The sequence below is a fragment of the Aquincola sp. J276 genome (assembly GCF_024700035.1).
GTDB classification, from domain to species: Bacteria; Pseudomonadota; Gammaproteobacteria; order Burkholderiales; family Burkholderiaceae_C; genus Aquincola; species Aquincola tertiaricarbonis.
Genome location: NZ_JAJONC010000001.1, coordinates 2,367,916 through 2,387,621, shown reverse-complemented (window position 1 = coordinate 2,387,621; position 19,706 = coordinate 2,367,916). Strand labels below are relative to the sequence as shown.

The following is a 19,706-nucleotide window of genomic DNA, read 5'->3' as shown; positions in this document are numbered from 1 at the left end:
GCGCTCCGTTGGTCACACACTCAGGTAGGCCCGCCGCACTTCCTCGTTCGCGGCCAGGTCGGCCATGCTGCCGGTGTACCGCATCTGGCCCTTCTCGAGCACATAGGCGCGGTCGGACACCAGTTCGGCGAAGTGCATGTTCTGTTCCGACAACAGGATGCTCACGCCCTGCGCCTTCAGCGCCAGGATCATGTGCGCCATCTGCTCGACGATCACCGGCGCCACGCCTTCCGAGGGCTCGTCCAGCAGCACCAGGAAGGGGTTGCCCATCAGCGTGCGCGCCACGGTGAGCATCTGCTGCTCGCCGCCGCTCATGCGGCCGCCGGGGCGGTCTGGCATCTCGCCCAGATTGGGAAACAGCTGGAACAGCCGCTCGGCCGTCCACAGCGGTGCGTCGCTGCCATCGGGCCAGCGGCGCGGCGGCTGGCGGCCCACCTCGAAGTTCTCCAGCACCGTGAGGTCGCTGAACACCCGCCGGTCTTCGGGCACGAAGCCCAGGCCGGCGCGGGCGATCTCGTGCGGCTGCGCGCGGCTGATGTCGCGGCCCATGAAGCTCACGCTGCCGCGGCGCTTGGCCAGCAGGCCCATCAAGGTCTTGAGCGTGGTGGACTTGCCGGCGCCGTTGCGGCCCATCAGCGCCACCACCTCGCCGCGGCGCACCTGCAGGGCGACGTCGAACAGGATCTGCGCGGCGCCGTACCAGGCGTTGAGGCCGCTGGCGTCCAGCAGCAGGTCGGCGGGATTGGCGGAAGTCGCGACGGTCATGCGGGCACCTGCGGAGTCTTCTTCTCGAATGTTTTTCCGGTGCCGAAATAGACCTCCTGCACCTTGGGATGGTCCCGTATCTCGGCCGGCTTGCCTTCGGCGATCAGCCGGCCGCGGGCCAGCACGATCATGCGGTCGGCGTAGGCGAACACCACGTCCATGCTGTGCTCGGTGAACAGCACCGCGATGCCGCGCTCGATCACCAGCTGCTTGGTCAGCGCCATCAGCTCGTTGCGCTCCTTCGGCGCCATGCCGGCGGTGGGCTCGTCCATCAGCAGCAGCTTGGGCGTGTTGGCCATCGCGATGGCCAGCTCCACCCGCTTCACGTCGCCGTAGGCCAGCACGCTGCACGGCCGGTCGGCCTGCGCAGCCATGCCCACCTGGGCCAGCAGGGCCATCGCCTCGTCGCGCTTGTGGTCGGCGGCCCGGCGGAACATCGAGAACAGCCGGCCGTCGCTGGACAGCAGCGCCATCTGCACGTTCTCCACCACCGTCAGCGAGCCGAAGGTCTCGGCGATCTGGAAGGTGCGGCCCACGCCCATCTTCCAGATGTCGCGCGGCCGGCGGCCGATCAGCTCCTGGCCTTCGAGCTGGATGCTGCCGGTGTCGGCCTTCAACTGGCCGTTGACCATGTTGAAGGTGGTCGACTTGCCGGCACCGTTGGGCCCGATCAGCGCCAGCAGCTCGCCCTTGGCGACCGAGAATTTCACGCCGTCGACAGCGCGGTTGCCGCCGAAGGACTTGCCCAGGTTGGTGACGTTCAACAGGCTCATCACGCAGCCTCCTTGCGGTTGGCGAACAGCTGCCGCACGAAGCCGGCGATGCCCTGCGGGAAGGCCAGCACCAGCAGCAGGATGATGCCGCCCAGCAGGGCGCGCCAGTAGTCGGTGCTGCGGGCCACGGTGTCCTGCAGCCAGGTGAAGGTGACCGCGCCCACCAGCGGGCCCGACAGCGTCTGCAGCCCGCCCAGCAGCACCATCACCAGGCCGTCGACCGAGCGGCCCACGCCCAGCACGTCGGGCGAGATGCTGCCCTTGCTGAAGGCGTACAGCGCGCCCGCCAGCCCGGCGAACAGGCCCGCCACCACAAAGGCCACCCACTGCATGCGCTTGACGTCGATGCCGATGGCATCGGCGCGCAACGGTGAATCGCGGCCCGCGCGCATCGCATAGCCGAAGGGCGAGAACAGGATGCGCCGCAGCGCCAGCACCGCCAGCGCCACCAGGGCCAGCGTGAGGAAGTAGTAGTGCGTCTTGTCGGACAGCCATTCGGCCGGCCACACGCCGGTGATGCCGTTGCTGCCGCCGGTGAACTCGTCCCACTGGAAGGTGACCGACCAGACGATCTGCGCGAAGGCCAGCGTGAGCATCGCCAGGTACACGCCCGACAGCCGCACGCAGAACCAGCCGAACACCAGCGCGCCCACGGCGGCGGCCACCGGCGCCAGCAGCAGCGACAGCTCCATCGGCAGCCCCGCGTTGCGCACCAGCAGCGCGGCCGCATAGGCGCCCAGGCCGAAGTACGCCGCATGGCCGAACGAATGCATGCCGGCCGGCCCCATGATGAAGTGCAGGCTGGCGGCGAACAGCGCGGCCGTCAGCAGGTCGATGGCCAGCACGGTGAGGTAGGGCGCATCGGCGGTGGCCGCGGGCATGGCCACCAGGGCCAGCAGCAGCACGGTGCCGGCGATCTTCAGGCCGTTGCCGGCCGGGCGCAGCGGCTCTTCCGGCGGTGCGCTGTTGCGGCTGGTGCCCTGCGGCCGGCCGAACAGGCCCCAGGGCCGCACCACCAGCACCGCGGCCATCACCAGGAACTCGGCCACCAGCGTGAGCTTGGAGAACGAGAAGGCGATGCCGAACAGCTCCACGTTGCCGATGCCGATGCACAGCGCCTTGATCTCCGCGATGATCAGCGCGGCCACGTAGGCGCCGGGAATGGAGCCCATGCCGCCCACCACCACCACCACGAAGGCATCGCCGATGGTCAGCAGGTCCAGCCCCAGGTTGGCCGGCTCGCGTGGCATCTGCAGTGCGCCGCCCAGGCCGGCCAGCATCGCGCCCAGCGCGAACACGGCGGTGAACAGCCAGGCCTGGTTGACGCCGAGTGCACCCACCATCTCGCGGTCCTGCGTGGCGGCGCGAACCAGCGTGCCGAAGCGGGTGCGGGTGAGCAGCAGCCACAGCAGGCCCAGCACGATGGGGCCGATGAAGATCAGGAAGATGTCGTAGGTGGGGAAGCGCCGGCCCAGGATGTCGATGGAGCCGGTGAGGCCCGGGGCGCGCGGGCCCAGCAGGTCTTCAGGGCCCCACAGCCACAGTGCCGCGTCCTTGATCACCAGCACCAGCGCAAAGGTGGCCAGCAGCTGGAACAGCTCCGGCGCGCGGTAGATGCGGCGCAGCAGCGTCATCTCCACCAGCGCGCCGACCAGGCCAACCGCCAGCGAGGCCAGCAGCAGCGCCGGCCAGAACCAGGCACTGCCCAGCCGGTCGGTCAGGCTGTAGGCGATGTAGATCCCGAGCATGAAGAACGAGCCATGCGCGAAGTTCACGATGCGCGTGACGCCGAAGATCAGCGACAGGCCGGCCCCGACGAGGAACAGCGACGATGCGCCGGCCAGGCCGTTGAGCAGTTGGACGATGAAGCCGGAGAGATCCATGGCGGATGGCGGTGTGCTCGGCGATCAGACAGGCAGCCCCGCCACCGCTGCAGGCATGGCGCAGCGGCAGGGCATCTTGGACGTGTGGGCGGCCGGTGCGGGCGCGGCCCGCACCGTGCACGGCATTCAGTCGGCGGCGCGCAGCTTCTTCACTTCGGCGTCGCTGGGCTGGAACTTGGCGCCGTCGAGGTAGGTGTAGTCGACCATCACGCCCTTGCCGTTGTCGTTCTTGGTGCGGCCCACGTAGGCGCCCAGCGTGGACTGCTGGTCGATGGCGCGGTAGTGGAACTTGCCGAACGGGCCGGTGACTTCCAGGCCGCGGAAGGCGGTGATCAGCTTCTCGGTCTCGGTGCTCTTGGCCTTCTTGATGCCTTCAGCCAGCGACTTGATCATGCTGTAGCCCACCACCGAGCCCAGGCGCGGGTAGTCCTTGTACTTGCCGTGGTAGGCCAGGAAGAAGGCCTTGTGCTCGGGCGTCTGGATGCCGTACCAGGGGTAGCCGGTGACGATCCAGCCGTTGGGCGTCTCGTCCTTCAGCGGGTCGAGGTACTCCGGCTCGCCGGTCAGCAGGCTCACCACCTCGCGGCCCTGGAACAGGCCGCGGGTGTTGCCCTCGCGCACGAACTTGGTCAGGTCGGCGCCGAACAGCACGTTGAAGATGGCGTCGGGCTTGGCATCGGCCAGTGCCTGCACCACGCTGCCCGCGTCCAGCTTGCCCAGCGGCGGTGCCTGCTCGGCCACGAACTCCACGTCGGGCTGCGCAGCCTTCAGCAGCGTCTTGAAGGTGGCGATGGCCGACTGGCCGTATTCGTAGTTGGGGTAGACGATGGCCCAGCGCTTCTTCTTGAGCTTGGCGGCTTCCGGCACCAGCATGGCCGACTGCATGTAGGTGGAGGCGCGCAGGCGGAAGGTGTAGCGGTTGCCGTTCTGCCAGACGATCTTGTCGGTCAGCGGCTCGCCGGCCAGGTAGAAGAACTTCTTCTGCTTGGCGAAGTCGGTCAGCGCCAGGCCGGTGTTGGACAGGAAGGAGCCTGCCAGCACGTCCACCTTCTCGCGCGAGATCAGCTCCTCCGCCGCACGCACCGCATCGCCGGGGCTGGCGTTGTCGTCGCGGGTGATCAGCTCCACCTTCTTGCCCAGCAGGCCGCCGGCGGCGTTGATCTCCTCCACCGCCAGCTCCATGCCCTTCTTGTAGGGCTCCAGGAAGGCGGGCTGGGCCTTGTAGCTGTTGACCTCACCGATCTTGATCACAGCCTGGGCCTGTGCCGCCGCGCCCCATGCCAGGGTGGTGAAGGCCAGGCCGGCCAGCGCAAGGCGGCGGCGGGTGAAGGTGACGAGTGCCATCGGAATTGCTCCAGGGATGAATGCGGTAGAGGTTCAGCGCAGGCCGTCGGTGCCCTGCACCTCGGCATGCTGCAGGCCGCCGATGCGCGGCAGCGGGCGCCCGCTGTCGGTGACAACGACGCACACGACGATCTCGTTGGCACGCGGCGCATCGCCGATGCGGGCCTCCATCGCGTCGAAATGGCTGCGAACGTAGGCGGCGTCCTTGTGGCCCAGCGGCACGTCGATCGCGGTGCCCAGACCGCCGCGCTTCTTGCTGGAAGGCACCAGCGCCGCGCCCTTTTCCACGGCCGCACGCAGCGGCGCGCCCAGCTTCGGGTGCAGGATGGCCGCGGCATGTTCCAGCTCGCCGGCCTCGCCCACGATGGCAGCCTTGCCGTAGCTCTGGGCCTGGCCGGGCGCGATGCCCAGGGCCTGCACGCACTTGCCGCCCAGCAGGCCGCCCAGCTCCTCGCCGATGGCGATCAGCTCGTCCAGCGACTCGGCATAGCGGCCGGCGTACGGGTTCTCGATCACGGCCATGGCCAGGGCCTTGCGCACCGGCGGCTGCACCGGGCGACCCATCTCGATGCGGGTCTCGTCCACCTGGACGACGATCTTGCGGATCTTGGCAGTCATGTGTCGGGTCCTTCGTCGGTTTCGTGCTTCAGCGCAGGCCGTTCCATTGCGCGATGTCGGCCGCCTTCAGGCCGCCCACCCGGGCATGCACGCGCGGGCCGGTGCTCATCGCCAGGATGTACACCAGCTCGTCGGGCAGCGGCGCGCCGGGCACCCGCACTTCCAGCGCATCGAAATGGCTGCGCACGTAGCTGGCGTTGATGTGGGTCAGCGGCACGTCCAGCGTGGCGCCGGGCGGGCCCACCTTCTTGGTGGAAGGCACGATGGACAGCGCGTTGCCGGGCTGGCCGGACTTGTCCTCTCCCTTGCCGGCGGCGTAGGCCGCGCGGTCGCCCTTCCAGCCCAGCAGCTCGCGCATGGCATAGCCGCCAGGCACGTGCCACAGCGCGCCGTGCTCCAGCTCGCCGGCGGCGCCCACGATGGCGCCCTTGCCATAACCTTCGATGCGCTCGGCCGGCACGTCCATCGCGGCACGCAGCTGCTCGGCCATCTGGATGCCCAGCGGCTGCAGCGCGTCCATCATCGGCAGGATGTCGGCCACGTAGCGGCCGGCGAACGGGTTGGTGAGCACCACGCCGATGGCGCCCCGCCGCAGTGGCTGCGCGGCCACCGGCCCGAACTCGTGGTGGATGTCTTCCACCTGCGTGAAGACGCGTCGGATCTCGATCATCGAAGCTTCCATCACCGTTTCATTAAGCAAGTACTGAACCAATGGACGGTGCTTCCAGCAGCCGGCCGGCTGCGGGATTGTCCACGCAGGCAAAACGCCCCTGGCAGGCCAGCACGGCGGCCTGTACCAGCCCTTGCGCCTGCAGCGCACGGGCCCGTTCGACACCTGCCTGCAGCGCCTGTTCCACCAGGGCCGGCGGCAGTGGCGGCACGTCCACGGTGACGGCGATGCCGCCCAGGTCGCTGTCGTCCTTCAGCTCGCAGGCCGGGCGGCGCAGGATGCCCGGATGCACCACGTCCACGGCATTGGCGATGACGGTGGCAGCCGCATCGGCCTGGGCCGCGGAGCGGGCCAGCACCGTCACGCTGTCGGCGATGCCCAGCGAGAAGCTGCGGCCGCGCCAGCCGCTGGTGGCCACGCCGCGCACCGGCATCTCGGCGCGCACGGTGAACTGGGCGTCGGTGTCCAGCAGGCCGCCGGCCTGGTGCGGATCGAAGCCGGCGATGTCGGCCAGCAGGCCCACGCGCACGCTGGTGCCGGGCGCCAGGTGCAGCGCGATGTCGCCACCGTTGTTGATCCAGGCGCGGCGGATGCCGGGCCGTTGGTAGAAGCCGATGAGCTCCTGCGCCACCGAGCCGGCCACGGCGGCCATGGGGGTGATGAAGGCGGTGCCGAGCGGAGCGCAGGCCCGCCACATGCGCTGGGCGATGGGCCCGCTCATCGGGCAGGGCTCGGCGCGCACCGGCCGGCGCAGCAGCGGCAGCTCGGCCACCAGCTCGGCCAGCACGCCACTGAAGCGGCGCCACGCGGCCTCGTGTGCCGCGTTGACGGCGGGGGCATCGCCTTCCGCGCTGATCAGCAGGTCGATGGGCCCATGCTGGAAATGCCGTCGGCCGTCGTGCAGGGCATGGCGCTGTGCTTCCATCATGCGTACTCAGCCCAGCAGCGGCGGCGTGCCCAGCGGCCAGCCGTTGGCCTGCAGCGCCGGTACGTCGGCACGCCGGGTGGGTGCGCCGTCATGGTGCCAGGCACCTTGCCGCAGCGCCTGGCCGAGGCTGCGCACCGGCTCCATGTGGCCGCCCAGCCGCTGGTAGTCGTCCATCGTCATGCTGAACTCGATGGGCGCGACGATGGCCGGCGTGGGCACGGTGCCGAAGCTGTTGTCCGGCATGCGCATCACGTCCACCATCACCGTGATGCCGCCGCCCGCCCACACATAGGCCGGCGCGCCGCCGCAGGTCACGTTGACCAGCGCGTTCTTGATGGCGCGGGTGAGCAGCACCGGGTTCTCCGTCACGCCGGCACGCAGGCTGCCGCCGGCACCGCCGAGGAACATCACCGAGGTCATCGAGGGTTCGCAGTTCTCGCCGATGCGCTCGACCACGCGCTGCACCTCGGCGGGCATCGGCGCGGGCTGCGGCACCAGCTGCTCGTCCAGCACGAACCAGGCGGCATGCTCGCCGGTGGTTGACGTCATCAACAAGCGCAGGCCCGGCCAGGCGACGGCCGCGTCCCAGCCCTCGATGATGGACAGCGGCTCGGCGATGTCGGTGCCGCCCCAGCCGGTGCCGGGATTGGCCACCTGGAAGTAGCGCCCCGGCGTGGACTTGCGGCCGCGGATCTTCAGGCCCGAGGGCTTCATGTCCAGGCACTTGCCGGCCTGGTGCTCGGTGAGCACGCCGGTGATGTGGTCGTCCACCACCACCACTTCGTCGCACTGCCCCCAGAACTGCTTGGCGAAGATGCCGATGGTGGCCGAGCCGCAGCCCACGCGCATGCGCTGCTCCTCCACGCCGTTGACGATGGGCGCCCGGCCGGCCTGGATGGTGATCTGCGAGCCGCCGTCGATGCTCAGGTCCACCGGCTGCTTGTTGCCCAGCGCCTGCATCACCTCCACCGTGACGCGGCCTTCCTTCTTGCTGCCGCCGGTGAGGTGGTGCACGCCGCCCAGCGACAGCATCTGCGAGCCGTATTCGGCCGTGGTGACGTGGCCCACCACCTCGCCCTTGCAGCGGATGTTGGCCTGCTCGGGGCCCAGCCAGCGGTCGGTGTCGATCTTCACCTTGAAGCTGCAGTAGCTGAAGATGCCCTCGGTGACCACCGTCACCATGTCCACGCCGCGCGCCTGGCTGGCCACGATGAAGGGCGCGGGCTTGTAGTCGGGGTAGGTGGTGGACGAACCCACGCCGGTGACGAAGAACTCGTCGCCGCTGGCCGCTTGCTCGGCCGGCGCGCTGCCGTCCAGCGGCAGCAGCGGCAGCGGCTCGCCGGCGGCGCGCGCTTCCACCGCGCCGCGTCGCAGGAACAGCACCGGGTCGACCCGCACCAGCACGCCCTCGGTGTTGGCATAGCGGTCGCACGCGCCCGTCTTGCCGGGCGAGATCTGGCACAGCACCGGGCAGGCGTTGCATTCGATCTTGCCGCTGGCCATGCGCTCGTTGCGCGGCCGCGCACGCTCCAGCACCTGCGGCACCGCAGGCAGGTCGAGGCCGGGCAGGCCGTCGGTCTTGGTGTGTTCGTTCATCGGACGCTCACGTGGGAAGTGCGCAGGTTCATCGTGGTGTGGCGGCAGCCCCGGGTGCAAGACGCGCGCCAGCATGTTCTTCTTGCGGCGCACCATCCGTGTATGTAGCATTCACTTAACAAGGATGTAGCGCAGGCTACATCGGGAGCCGAGTTGGTGCAATCGGGCGAAGCACGCACCGCCGCAGGGCAAAATCCCGGTCAGCCGCCGCCTTTCTTCCATCCAACCGAATCCACTTCGCAGCAGGAACTCTTCATGAGCGCTTTCCACGAAGAAAAGGTGCTGAGCGTCCACCACTGGACCGATCGCCTCTTCACCTTCACCACCACCCGCGACGCGGGCCTGCGGTTCTCCAACGGCCACTTCACGATGATCGGCCTGCGCGTCAACGGCAAGCCGCTGCTGCGTGCCTACAGCATCGTCAGCCCGAACTACGAGGAGCACCTCGAGTTCCTGAGCATCAAGGTGCCCGACGGCCCGCTGACGAGCAAGCTGCAGCACATCCAGGTGGGCGACACCGTGATCGTGGGCAAGAAGCCCACCGGCACGCTGCTGATCGACTACCTGCTGCCCGGCAAGCGCCTGTACCTGGTGGGCACCGGCACCGGCCTGGCGCCGTTCATGAGCATCATCCGCGACCCCGCCACCTACGAGAAGTTCGAGCAGGTGGTGCTGATCCACGGCGTGCGCCAGAAGGACGAGCTGGCCTACCACGACCTGGTGGCCGACCACCTGCCCAAGCACGAGTTCCTGGGCGAGATGATCAGCCAGCAGCTGCTGTACTACCCCACCGTCACCCGCGAGAGCTACAGGAACATGGGCCGCGTGACCGACCTGATGGTCAGCGGCAAGCTGTTCCAGGACCTGGGCGTGCCCAACATCGACCCCGCGGAAGACCGCGTGATGATCTGCGGCAGCCCGGCCATGCTGCGCGACCTGAAGCACCTGCTGGAGGAGCGCAAGTTCAAGGAAGGCAACACCACCACGCCGGGCGACTTCGTGATCGAGCGGGCCTTCGCCGAGCAGTGATCCGCTGACAGCGCCAGCCGAGCCTTCCCGCGTGCCCACCAAGACCCTGCGCCGCCCCGCTGCCACACCCGCCCGCCGCACCGCGTCGGGCGCCGAGCGACCGCCCGGCGTGCGCGAGCTGTCGGCCCGCGCCACGCGCGACAGCATCCTGAAGGCGGCCACCAAGGTGTTCGCCAAGCAGGGCTACGACGGCGGCAAGGTGGACCAGATCTCCAAGGCCGCGAAGTCCTACGACCGGATGATCTACTACTACTTCGGCAGCAAGGAAGGCCTGTTCGTGGCCGTGCTGGAGGAGTGCTATCGCCGCTTCAACGACGCCGAGGCCGAGTTGTCGATCGACGTGGCCAAGCCGGTGGAGGCGCTCACGGCGGTGATCCGCTTCATGTGGACCTACTACCTGAAGAACCCGGACTTCATCACGCTGCTCAACACCGAGAACCTGCACCGCGGCAAGCACATCGGCAAGAGCCTGCGGGCGCGCGAGTACTCGTCGCCCGCGGTGGACCTGATCGCCGGCATCCTGGCCAGCGGTGCGCAGCAGGGCCGGTTCCGCAGCGACACCGCCGCGCGCGACGTGTACCTGATGATCGCCGGCATGTCGTACTTCTACCTGTCCAACCGCTACACGCTGTCGGCCTTCCTCGGCGAGCCGCTGGACAACGCCGACGCGCTGGCGCACTGGGAACGGTTCGTCATCGACGCGGTGCTGCGCACCGTGGCCGCCGCGCCCGCATAGCGCCTTCATCCGCCCACCCGCCAACCGCGCAAAGGAGTACGTCGCATGGCCGAAGCCGCCGCATCCGCCCAGTCGGGCAAGGTCGTCATCCGCAACATCGGCCTGCTGTTGTCGGGCGACCTGGACCGACCCATCCTCGACGCCGACACCATCGTCATCGACGACGGCCTGATCACCGCGGTGGGCCAGGCCGCCGACTGCAACACCGAGGGCGCGACCACCGTGATCGATGCCCGCGGCACCTGCGTGGCGCCGGGCCTGATCGACAGCCACGTGCACCCGGTGTTCGGCGACTGGACGCCGCGCCAGGGCCAGCTGGGCTGGATCGATTCGTCGATGCACGGCGGCGTCACCACCATGATCTCCGCCGGCGAGGTGCACCTGCCCGGGCGGCCGAAGGACATCGTGGGCCTGAAGGCGCTGGCCATCACCGCGCAGCGGGCCTTCGACAACTTCCGCCCCGGCGGCGTGAAGGTGCTGGCCGGCGCGCCGGTGATCGAGAAGGGCATGACCGAGCAGGACTTCAAGGACCTGGCCGACGCCGGCGTGAAGCTGCTGGGCGAGGTGGGCCTGGGCTCGGTGAAAGCCGGCTACGAGGCGCAGCAGATGGTGGCCTGGGCGCGCAAGCACGGCATCCAGAGCACCATCCACACCGGCGGGCCGTCGATTCCCGGCTCGGGCCTGATCGACAAGGACGTGGTGCTGGAGGCCGACGCCGACATCATCGGCCACATCAACGGTGGCCACACCGCGCTGCCGGAGGCCCATGTGTGCGAGCTGTGCGAGAGAAGCAGCCGCGGCATCGAGATCGTGCACAACGGCAACGAGAAGGTGGCCATCGCCGCCGCGCAGGCCGCGATGCAGCTCAAGTGCCCGCATCGGGTGATCCTGGGCACCGACGGCCCGGCCGGTTCGGGCGTGCAGCCGCTGGGCATCCTGCGCATGGTGTCGATGCTGTCCAGCCTGGCCAACATCCCTGCCGAGCTGGTGTTCTGCTTCGCCACCGGCAACACCGCCCGCATGCGCCAGCTCAACTGCGGCCTGGTGGAGCCCGGCCGCGCGGCCGACTTCGTCTTCATGGACCGTGCGCAGCACACCGCCGGCCGCACGCTGCTGGAAAGCGTGCAGCTGGGTGACATCCCCGGCATCGGCATGGTGATGATCGACGGCCTGGTGCGCTGCGGCCGCAGCCGCAACACGCCGCCGGCCACGGAAATCCCCGTGGTGGTCTGATTCAGTCGTTCAGCTCGGCCCGCGCCCGGTCCACATGCAGCCGCTCGGCCGCGTCGGCCGGCGTGCAGGCCACGGCCTCGGCGCACAGCCGGTCGGCCTCCGGCAGGCGCTTCTCGCCTTCCAGCATCACCAGGCCCTTGGCGAATTCCAGCCGCGCCAGCGCGCTGTCGGGCATCAGCTTCAGCGCCTGGCGGAAGTGGCGCAGGCCGGCTTCCACGCTGGCGCCCTGGGTGCGGCCCAGCAGCGAGCCCACCTTGTCGATCACCTCGGCATGGAAGGCGCCCAGCACGATGTGCGCCTCGCCATGCGCCGGCTGCAGGCGCACCGCGGTGTCCAGGCTGGCGCGCACCTTGCTGCCCATGCCCATGGCCAGTGCCTTGGCCACGCTGATGCTCTGGCTGTAGCGGCCCAGGGCCGAGGCCAGCAGGTAGTGCGCATTGGCATTGGCCGGCTGCAGTGCGGTCAGGGCCTCGGCCCGTTCGGCCGCCTGCAGAAACAGCGCGATGCGCGCCGTCTCGCTGGGCTCCAGGTAGCTGGCGTAGGCGATCTGCGCCTTGGTGGCCGCGGTGATGCCGGCCCCTCCCGCGGCCATGCCCAGGTCGCGCGCGCGCTCGAAGTCACCGGCGTGGTAGCAGACCCAGGCCTGCAGCACCGCCTCGTCGGCGGGCAGCGGCTCCTGGTCGCCCTGGTGCAGGCGCGGCCACTGCGCGCGCAGCGTGTCCAGGTCGAACGCAAACAGGGGATGGGGATAGCCGGTCCACTGGCCCATGGCGTACTTCTCTCGTCAATGCAGGTCCGCTGTGGGCCGGACGGTGGCCCGGGCCAGCAGCTGCTGGCGCGCCGCCGCGCCCAGGTAGGGATGCAGGAGGCTCAGCACATGGTAGACCGCCCGCGCCAGCGTGGCCTCGGCCTGCTCCGGCTCCAGCGCACGGCGCGGGTCGCGCGCGTATTCGTGGTTCAGCCAGTAGCTCACCATGACCACCAGGCATTGGGCCAGCGGCGCCGCCTCCTCGCGGCCGATGGTCATGCACTGGTTGTGCACCAGGCCTTCCAGTGCGGTTTCCACCGCGCGGGCCTTGCGCTCCAGCACCGCCTGGAAGCGGGCCTCGACCATGCGGTTCTTCGACAGCAGGTCGTTCAGGTCGCGGTACAGGAAGCGGTACTCCCACGCCACGCCGAACAGCGCGTGGAAGAACTGCCAGGCGGTGTCCAACGAATGCACGCTGCCAGCCTCCGCCAGGCGTTCGGCCATCGCCAGCTCGTAGCGCTCGTACAAAGCGTTGATCAGCGTTTCCTTGGCGGGGTAGTGGTAGTACAGGTTGCCCGGGCTGATGCCCAGTTCCGCCGCGATCAGCGTGGTGCTGACGTTGGGCTCGCCGAAGCGGTTGAGCAGTTCGAGTGCCGCATCCAGGATGCGCTCGGCAGTGCGCCTCGGTTTCTTGGTGTGGGACTGCATGGCGGGCTTCGGGCTGTTGCGCCCACGCTAGCACCGCCTCGCGCGCTTGTTGATCGGGACAAAACCAGCCCATCCCCAGAATCACAAGGGCCGGGCCGCCTCCCTACAATCGCCGGCCCATGCCCGCCGTATCGTTCCAGCAAGTCGCCAAAACCTACCGGGGAGCCAGCGGCAGCTTCCAAGCCCTCGACGATGTCTCCTTCGACATCCAGGAGGGCGAATTCTTCGGATTGCTCGGCCCCAACGGTGCCGGCAAGACCACCCTCATCAGCATCCTGGCCGGCCTGAACCGCGCCACCTCCGGCCGCGTGACCGTGATGGGCCATGACGTCGTGGCCGACTACGCCGCGGCCCGCAAGGCGCTGGGCATCGTGCCGCAGGAGCTGGTGTTCGACCCGTTCTTCAGCGTGCGCGAGACCCTGCGCATCCAGAGTGGCTACTTCGGCGTGCGCAACAACGGTGCCTGGATCGACGAGCTGCTGGCCAGCCTGGGCCTGGCGGACAAGGCCGGCGCCAACATGCGCCAGCTGTCCGGCGGCATGAAGCGCCGGGTGCTGGTGGCGCAGGCGCTGGTGCACCGGCCGCCGGTCATCGTGCTGGACGAACCCACCGCCGGCGTGGACGTGGAACTGCGGCAGACGCTGTGGCAGTTCGTCGCACGCCTGAACCGCGAAGGCCACACCGTGCTGCTGACCACCCACTACCTGGAAGAGGCCGAGGCGCTGTGCAACCGCATCGCGATGCTCAAGCGCGGCAAGGTGGTGGCGCTGGACCGCACCGCCAACCTGCTGGCGGGCACCGCCAGCACCATGCTGCGCTTCAAGACCGACGATGCGCTGCCGCCGGCGATCGCCGCGCATGCGCGCGTCACCGGCCGCATCGCCCAGGTGACGGCGCACGACGCGGCCGAGGTGGAGCAACTGCTGGCGCAGCTGCGCGGGGCGGGCGTGCGCATCGAGGACCTGGAGATCGGCCGCGCCGACCTGGAGGACGTCTTCCTCGAGATCATGCAGGGCGCGCCGCAGGCTGCGGGCACGGGTGCGAAGGTGGCGGCATGAGTGCGAGCCTGTTCGCCGGCGCCCGCACGCTGCTCTACAAGGAAGTGCTGCGCTTCTGGAAGGTGAGCTTCCAGACCGTGGCCGCGCCGGTGCTCACCGCGGTGCTGTATCTGCTGATCTTCGGCCACGTGCTGGAGGACCATGTGCAGGTCTACCCCGGCGTGGGCTACACCAGCTTCCTGATCCCCGGGCTGGTGATGATGAGCGTGCTGCAGAACGCCTTCGCCAACAGCAGCTCCTCGCTCATCCAGAGCAAGATCACCGGCAACCTGGTGTTCCTGCTGGTCACGCCGCTGTCGCACTGGGCCTGGTTCGCGGCCTATGTGGGTGCTTCCGTCATCCGCGGCCTGGCGGTGGGCCTGGGCGTGCTGCTGGTCACCGTGTGGTTCGCGCCGCCGGCTTTCGTGGCACCGTGGTGGATCGTGGTGTTCGCCGCGCTGGGCGCCGGGCTGATGGGCTGCCTGGGGCTCATCGCCGGGCTGTGGGCCGAGAAGTTCGACCAGCTGGCCGCCTTCCAGAACTTCATCATCATGCCCATGACCTTCCTGTCGGGCGTGTTCTATTCGGTGCACTCGCTGCCCGCGGCCTGGCAGGCGGTCAGCCACCTGAATCCGTTCTTCTACATGATCGACGGCTTCCGGCATGGTTTCTTCGGCGTGGGAGACGTGTCGCCCTGGCTCAGCCTGGGCGTGGTGTCGGTGAGCTTCCTGGTGGTCAGCGCCGTGGCGTTGCGGCTGCTGGCCACCGGCTACAAACTCCGGTCATGAACCACACCGCCCCGCGCCCGCTGCCCTATGAACACATCGCGCTCGTGCTGCAGGGCGGCGGGGCGCTGGGTTCCTACCAGGCAGGGGTGTTCGAGGGCCTGTCCGAGGCCGGCATCCGGCCCAACTGGGTGGCGGGTATCTCGATCGGGGCGCTCAACAGCGCGGTGATCGCCGGCAATGCGCCCGAGCACCGCGTGGACCGCCTGCGCGAGTTCTGGCAGACCATCTGCCAGCCCGCCTTCGGCGCGCCCAGTGCCGACTGGCTCCAGGCCACCGCCGAGCAGGTGGGCGGCCCGCTGCGGGCGGCCTTCAACTCGATGGAAGCCACGCGCGCGATGCTGGAAGGCCAGCACGGCTTCTTCGTGCCGCGCCTGACGCCGCCGTGGTGGCCGCACCGCGCCTTCAGCGAGCTGAGCTGGTACGACGTCTCGCCGCTGAAGTCCACGCTGGAACGCCTGTGCGACTTCGACCGCATCAATGCCGGCGAGATGCGCGTCATCGTCTCCGCCGTCAATGTGCGCAGCGGCAACTTCGAGCGCTTCGACAACTCGCGCGGGCCGTGGAAGGGCCGGCTGCGGCCGGAGCACTTCATGGCCTCGGGCGCGCTGCCGCCGGGGTTTGCCGCGGTGGAGATCGACGGCGAAAGCTACTGGGACGGCGGGCTGGTGTCCAACACGCCGCTGGCCGAGGTGGTGGCCGAGACGCCGCGGCGCGACACGCTGGCCTTCCAGGTCGACCTGTGGAGCGCCGTCGGCCCGCTGCCGGCCAATCTCTATGACATCGAGGAGCGGCAGAAGGACATCCGCTTCTCCAGCCGCACCCGCGCCATCACCGACATGCTGGCGCGCGAACAGAAGCTGCGCGCGCTGCTGCGCGGCGTGCTGGCCAAGGTGCCGCCCGAGGCGCGTGCCGATTGCGAATGGTGCGCCGAGGCCGCGGTGGAAGCCTGCGACCGCAAGCTCAACATCGTGCAGCTGATCTACCGCGACAAGGAGTGGGACGGCCTGAGCAAGGACTACGAGTTCGGCCCGCTGACCATGCGCGAGCACTGGGCCAGCGGCCTGGACGACATGCGCCGCACGCTGGCCCATGCCGACTGGCTGGCGCCGCCCACCAGCAAGGCGGCGGTCGTCACCCACGACGTGCACCGGGACAACGGCGCCGGCAGGATGCCGCGCCGCAGGCGATAATCCGCGCGCCATGGCCGAACCCACACCCCAGCAAGTCCGCGAATTCATCGCCGCCGGCCTGCCCTGCGAACACCTGGCCGTCGAAGGCGACGGTCGCCATTTCTTCGCGACCATCGTCTCGCCCGAATTCGAAGGCAAGAGCCGCGTGCAGCGGCACCAGCGCGTGTACGCCGCCCTGGGCGAGCGCATGCGCGAGGAAATCCACGCGCTGTCGATGAAGACCCTGACGCCCGCCGAATGGCAGGCCCAGCCGTCCGCCAGTCCCGCCGCCGAGCCCCACCGCCACTGATCGACCCCGCGGCATGCCGCGGGCGGCGGGCTGCCTCACCGTGCGTGTGATGGCCCGGCTGCCGGCGGCGGCGCCGCACAGCCAGCCACACTACACATGGACAAACTCCTCATCCGCGGCGGCCGCAGCCTCCAGGGCGAAGTGCGCATCTCCGGCGCCAAGAACGCGGCGCTGCCACAGCTGTTCGCTGCACTGCTCACGGCCGATCCGGTGCAGCTGGGCAACGTGCCGCGCCTGCAGGACACCAAGACCGCGCTGAAGCTGCTGCGCAGCATGGGCGTGCAGGCCGAGCCAAGCGAGAGCCGGCCCGACGAGGTGCGGCTGGACGCCAGCGACGTGGCCAACCCGGTGGCGCCCTACGACCTGGTCAAGACGATGCGCGCCTCCATCCTGGCGCTGGGCCCGCTGCTGGCGCGCTTCGGCACCGCCACCGTGTCCTTGCCCGGCGGCTGCGCCATCGGCTCGCGCCCGGTCGACCAGCACATCAAGGGCCTGCAGGCGATGGGCGCGCACATCGTGGTGGAGCACGGCAACATCGTGGCGAACGCACCCGGCGGCCGGCTGCGCGGCGCGCGCATCACCACCGACATGGTCACCGTCACCGGCACCGAGAACCTGCTGATGGCCGCCACGCTGGCCGAAGGCGAGACGCTGCTGGAGAACGCCGCCCAGGAGCCCGAGGTCACCGACCTGGCCGAGATGCTGGTGAAGATGGGCGCCAGGATCGAAGGCATCGGCACCGGCCGGCTGCGCATCACCGGCGTAGCGCGCCTGCATGCGCCCACCGGCGGCCACCGCACCATCCCCGACCGCATCGAGACCGGCACCTTCCTGTGCGCGGTGCTGGCCACCGGCGGCGACGTGACGCTGCGCGACACCTGCATCCACCACCTGGACGCCGTGGTCGACAAGCTGCGCGAGGCCGGCGCCGAGATCACCTCCGGCGACGACTGGATCCGCGTGCAGGCCCGCGGCCGGCCGAAGGCGGTGGGCTTCCGCACCAGCGAGTACCCGGCCTTTCCCACCGACATGCAGGCGCAGTTCATGGCCGTGAATGCGGTGGCCGAAGGCGCGGCGCGCATCACCGAGACCATCTTCGAGAACCGCTTCATGCACGTGGACGAGATGAAGCGCCTGGGCGCCAACATCGAGGCCGACGGCCACACTGCGGTGGTGCAGGGCGTGGAAAGCCTGTCGGGCGCCAGCGTGATGGCCACCGACCTGCGCGCCTCCGCCAGCCTGGTGATCGCCGGCCTGGTGGCGCAGGGCGAGACGGTGGTCGACCGCATCTATCACCTGGACCGCGGCTACGACCGCATGGAAGTGAAGCTGCGCGCGCTGGGCGCCGACATCGAGCGCATTTCCGGCACGCCCGAGAAGGCCGCTGTATGACCGTGACGCTCGCACTGTCCAAGGGCCGCATCTTCGACGAGACGCTGCCGCTGCTGAAGGCCGCCGGCATCGAGGTGACCGAGGATCCCGAGACCTCGCGCAAGCTGATCCTGACCACCAACCGGCCCGATGTGCGCGTGGTGCTGGTGCGCGCCACCGACGTGCCCACCTACGTGCAGTACGGCGGCGCCGACATGGGCGTGGCCGGCAAGGACGTGCTGCTGGAGCACGACGGCAACGGCCTGTACCAGCCGCTGGACCTGAACATCGCCCGCTGCCGCATGAGCGTGGCCACCCGGGCCGACTTCGACTACGCCGCGGCCGTCAAGCAGGGCTCGCGCATCCGCGTGGCCACCAAGTACACCACCGTGGCCCGCCAGCACTTTGCCGACAAGGGCGTGCACGTCGACCTGATCAAGCTCTACGGCAGCATGGAGCTGGCACCGCTGACCGGCCTGGCCGACGCCATCGTCGACCTGGTGTCCACCGGCAGCACGCTGCGCGCCAACCATCTGGTCGAGGTCGAGCAGATCATGCCGATCTCGTCCCGCCTGGTGGTGAACCAGGCCGCGCTGAAGCTCAAGCGCGACATCCTCCGGCCCCTCATCGACGCCTTCGAATCCGCCATCCAGCCATGACACTCGCCCTCCGCCAGCTCGCCACCACCGCAGCCGATTTCGAAGCCGAGTTCCAGCGCGTGCTGCACTGGTCGGCCGAAACCGACCATGCGATCGAGCAGCGGGTGGCCGAGATCCTGGCGGACGTGCAGGCCCGTGGCGATGCCGCGGTGCTGGAATACACCGGACGCTTCGACGGCTTGCAGGCGGCCACGGTCGCCGAGCTGGAGATCACGCGCGAAGAACTGAAGGCCGCCTTCGACGGCCTGCCGACGAAGCAACGCGAAGCCATCGAGTTCGCCGCCCGCCGCGTGCGCAGCTACCACGAGCGGCAGCTGCAGGCGTGTGGCCTGAGCTGGCAGTATCGCGATGAAGACGGCACGTTGCTGGGCCAGAAGGTCACGCCACTCGACCGCGTGGGCATCTACGTGCCCGGCGGCAAGGCGGCCTATCCGTCCAGCGTGCTGATGAACGCCATCCCGGCCCAGGTGGCCGGCGTGGGCGAGATCGTGATGGTCGTGCCCACGCCCAGGGGCGAGCGCAATGCGCTGGTGCTGGCCGCCGCCTACGTGGCCGGCGTGCACCGCGCCTTCACGCTGGGCGGCGCGCAGGCGGTGGGCGCGCTGGCCTACGGCACGGCCACGGTGCCGGCGGTGCACAAGATCACCGGACCGGGCAACGCCTATGTGGCCAGCGCCAAGCGCCGGGTGTTCGGCACCGTGGGCATCGACATGATTGCCGGGCCCAGCGAAATCCTGGTGCTGGCCGACGGCAGCACGCCGCCCGACTGGGTGGCGATGGACCTGTTCAGCCAGGCCGAGCACGACGAGCTGGCGCAAAGCATCCTGCTGTGCCCCGACGCGGCGTACATCGAGCGCGTGCGCGCCGGGATCGAGCGCCTGCTGCCCGGCATGCCGCGCCGCGACACCATCCGCGCCTCGCTGGAAGGCCGGGGCGCGCTGATCCACACCCGCTCGATGGAAGAGGCGTGCGAGATCAGCAACCGCATCGCGCCCGAGCACCTGGAAGTCAGCTCCAGCGATCCGCACCGCTGGGAGCCGCTGCTCAAGCATGCCGGCGCCATCTTCCTCGGCGCGTTCACGAGTGAAAGCCTGGGCGACTACTGCGCCGGGCCCAACCATGTGCTGCCCACCTCGGGCACCGCGCGGTTCTCGTCGCCGCTGGGCGTGTACGACTTCCAGAAGCGCAGCAGCCTGATCGAGGTGAGCGAAGCCGGCGCCCAGGTGCTGGGCCAGGTGGCCGCGGAACTGGCCTACGGCGAAGGCCTGCAGGCGCATGCGCAGGCCGCCGAGATGCGCCTGAAGCGCTGAAGCCCGATGCCAAGCTCAATCCAAATGCCTG

General features: G+C 69.5%; 20 protein-coding genes. 10 read left to right on the top strand and 10 right to left on the bottom strand.

Annotated features, from left to right (window positions below):
- Window positions 1-12: 12 nt before the first annotated feature.
- The 8 genes from LRS14_RS10935 to LRS14_RS10900 form a co-directional block, all read right to left on the bottom strand.
- Entirely contained in the window at window positions 13-765 is a 753-nt protein-coding gene (locus LRS14_RS10935) for an ABC transporter ATP-binding protein (protein ID WP_257799546.1), read from the bottom strand.
- Window positions 762-1,538, bottom strand: a complete 777-nt coding sequence (locus LRS14_RS10930; RefSeq protein ID WP_257799545.1) for an ABC transporter ATP-binding protein — start codon at window positions 1,536-1,538, stop codon at window positions 762-764. Before LRS14_RS10930 ends, LRS14_RS10935 begins: the two co-directional genes overlap by 4 nt.
- A complete protein-coding gene (locus LRS14_RS10925) occupies window positions 1,538-3,421 on the bottom strand; it encodes an ABC transporter permease (protein ID WP_257799544.1) in 1,884 nt (627 codons plus the stop codon). The genes LRS14_RS10930 and LRS14_RS10925 overlap by 1 nt, the downstream gene beginning before the upstream one ends.
- A gap of 126 nt (window positions 3,422-3,547) precedes the next feature.
- Window positions 3,548-4,765, bottom strand: a complete 1,218-nt coding sequence (locus tag LRS14_RS10920) for an ABC transporter substrate-binding protein (protein WP_083440496.1) — start codon at window positions 4,763-4,765, stop codon at window positions 3,548-3,550.
- A gap of 33 nt (window positions 4,766-4,798) precedes the next feature.
- Entirely contained in the window at window positions 4,799-5,383 is a 585-nt protein-coding gene (locus tag LRS14_RS10915) for an amino acid synthesis family protein (RefSeq protein ID WP_257799543.1), read from the bottom strand.
- 28 nt (window positions 5,384-5,411) lie between these two features.
- The gene (locus LRS14_RS10910; RefSeq protein ID WP_046112901.1) at window positions 5,412-6,053 is read right to left on the bottom strand and encodes an amino acid synthesis family protein; all 642 of its coding nucleotides are present in this window, start codon (window positions 6,051-6,053) and stop codon (window positions 5,412-5,414) included.
- A 22-nt stretch (window positions 6,054-6,075) separates the two neighbouring features.
- Window positions 6,076-6,978, bottom strand: coding sequence for a UPF0280 family protein (locus LRS14_RS10905; protein ID WP_257800453.1), 903 nt, complete (start codon window positions 6,976-6,978; stop codon window positions 6,076-6,078).
- A gap of 9 nt (window positions 6,979-6,987) precedes the next feature.
- Window positions 6,988-8,577: a 6-hydroxynicotinate reductase gene (locus LRS14_RS10900; protein ID WP_257799542.1), complete on the bottom strand. Its 1,590-nt coding sequence runs from the start codon at window positions 8,575-8,577 to the stop codon at window positions 6,988-6,990.
- Between the two features lie 255 nt (window positions 8,578-8,832).
- Here LRS14_RS10900 and LRS14_RS10895 point away from each other — a divergent pair, with 255 nt between their 5' ends.
- From LRS14_RS10895 to LRS14_RS10885, 3 genes are read left to right on the top strand one after another with little or no spacing between them, the layout of a single operon-like run.
- Window positions 8,833-9,606 carry a ferredoxin--NADP reductase gene (locus LRS14_RS10895; RefSeq protein WP_046112727.1) on the top strand — a complete coding sequence of 258 codons (774 nt, stop codon included), beginning with the start codon at window positions 8,833-8,835 and terminating at the stop codon, window positions 9,604-9,606.
- Between the two features lie 31 nt (window positions 9,607-9,637).
- Window positions 9,638-10,342: a TetR family transcriptional regulator gene (locus LRS14_RS10890; protein ID WP_375136386.1), complete on the top strand. Its 705-nt coding sequence runs from the start codon at window positions 9,638-9,640 to the stop codon at window positions 10,340-10,342.
- Between the two features lie 45 nt (window positions 10,343-10,387).
- Complete coding sequence (locus tag LRS14_RS10885; protein WP_257799541.1) at window positions 10,388-11,575, top strand: amidohydrolase family protein; 1,188 nt, start codon at window positions 10,388-10,390, stop codon at window positions 11,573-11,575.
- A 1-nt stretch (window position 11,576) separates the two neighbouring features.
- On the opposite strand, the gene LRS14_RS10880 is transcribed toward LRS14_RS10885, so the two are convergent.
- Together LRS14_RS10880 and LRS14_RS10875 are read right to left on the bottom strand one after the other, a co-directional pair.
- The gene (locus LRS14_RS10880) at window positions 11,577-12,344 is read right to left on the bottom strand and encodes a hypothetical protein (protein ID WP_257799540.1); all 768 of its coding nucleotides are present in this window, start codon (window positions 12,342-12,344) and stop codon (window positions 11,577-11,579) included.
- A gap of 15 nt (window positions 12,345-12,359) precedes the next feature.
- Entirely contained in the window at window positions 12,360-13,031 is a 672-nt protein-coding gene (locus LRS14_RS10875) for a TetR/AcrR family transcriptional regulator (RefSeq protein WP_046112724.1), read from the bottom strand.
- Between the two features lie 119 nt (window positions 13,032-13,150).
- Here LRS14_RS10875 and LRS14_RS10870 point away from each other — a divergent pair, with 119 nt between their 5' ends.
- The 7 genes from LRS14_RS10870 (at window position 13,151) to hisD (ending at window position 19,675) form a co-directional block, all read left to right on the top strand.
- Window positions 13,151-14,089, top strand: a complete 939-nt coding sequence (locus tag LRS14_RS10870; RefSeq protein ID WP_257799539.1) for an ABC transporter ATP-binding protein — start codon at window positions 13,151-13,153, stop codon at window positions 14,087-14,089.
- Entirely contained in the window at window positions 14,086-14,856 is a 771-nt protein-coding gene (locus tag LRS14_RS10865; RefSeq protein ID WP_046112722.1) for an ABC transporter permease, read from the top strand. Before LRS14_RS10870 ends, LRS14_RS10865 begins: the two co-directional genes overlap by 4 nt.
- On the top strand, window positions 14,853-16,046 hold the full coding sequence (locus tag LRS14_RS10860) for a patatin-like phospholipase family protein (protein ID WP_257799538.1): 1,194 nt from the start codon (window positions 14,853-14,855) through the stop codon (window positions 16,044-16,046). Before LRS14_RS10865 ends, LRS14_RS10860 begins: the two co-directional genes overlap by 4 nt.
- Before the next feature lie 10 nt (window positions 16,047-16,056).
- Window positions 16,057-16,335, top strand: coding sequence for a BolA family protein (locus LRS14_RS10855; protein ID WP_046112720.1), 279 nt, complete (start codon window positions 16,057-16,059; stop codon window positions 16,333-16,335).
- A 96-nt stretch (window positions 16,336-16,431) separates the two neighbouring features.
- A complete protein-coding gene (murA, locus tag LRS14_RS10850) occupies window positions 16,432-17,727 on the top strand; it encodes a UDP-N-acetylglucosamine 1-carboxyvinyltransferase (RefSeq protein WP_257799537.1) in 1,296 nt (431 codons plus the stop codon).
- Complete coding sequence (hisG, locus tag LRS14_RS10845) at window positions 17,724-18,365, top strand: ATP phosphoribosyltransferase (protein WP_046112718.1); 642 nt, start codon at window positions 17,724-17,726, stop codon at window positions 18,363-18,365. The genes murA and hisG overlap by 4 nt, the downstream gene beginning before the upstream one ends.
- Window positions 18,362-19,675, top strand: a complete 1,314-nt coding sequence (gene hisD / locus LRS14_RS10840; RefSeq protein ID WP_257799536.1) for a histidinol dehydrogenase — start codon at window positions 18,362-18,364, stop codon at window positions 19,673-19,675. The genes hisG and hisD overlap by 4 nt, the downstream gene beginning before the upstream one ends.
- The last annotated feature ends 31 nt before the right edge of the window (window positions 19,676-19,706 follow it).